Genomic DNA, 501 nt, shown 5'->3' on the forward strand with positions numbered 1-501 from the left:
AAGGGATATCCATAGGCGATGGCTATCGTTTTCACCGCAACGGCCAGTTGCAGGAGATCAACTTCTATTGCGATTATGACGGCGCGGCAACCACCAATAACTTGTGCGGTTGGCAACACAGCTTCTATGAAGATGGTCAGGATGCTTGCTTCAGACGCCTCAGCTACGGTTATGAACAGGAATATATCTGTTATGACCGGGAGGGACGGCTGCTCAAGAGCCAGGAGCTAACGGCGGCCAACAAGATGGTTGAACGCCGTTACATCAATGGCAAGCTCCATAAGGAGGAGCCGAGGATCTCTGTATACAACCGGATGATCAATGGTGAACAGGTTTACAACTTCAATGGTGCCCGTTTCGATGGCGTGGTCATCGGCATCTATCACGATGGCCGCTATGAAACCCTGTATCGGGACGGCAAGAAAATTTGCGGCAAACAGTTTGACCCTCAAGGTAAGCTGAAGCCCGGCAAAGACAAGTGCGAGTTTTAATCAACAATAA

Annotated in this window: 1 protein-coding gene; it reads left to right on the forward strand. The window is 49.9% G+C overall.

The window, feature by feature from the left end:
• Positions 1-491: hypothetical protein (locus IEX22_RS16515; protein WP_188669308.1), on the forward strand; the 491-nt coding region annotated here is incomplete at its 5' end.
• Between the last annotated feature and the right edge of the window lie 10 nt (positions 492-501).

This window comes from Tersicoccus solisilvae (assembly GCF_014643255.1).
Lineage (GTDB): Bacteria > Actinomycetota > Actinomycetes > Actinomycetales > Micrococcaceae > Tersicoccus > Tersicoccus solisilvae.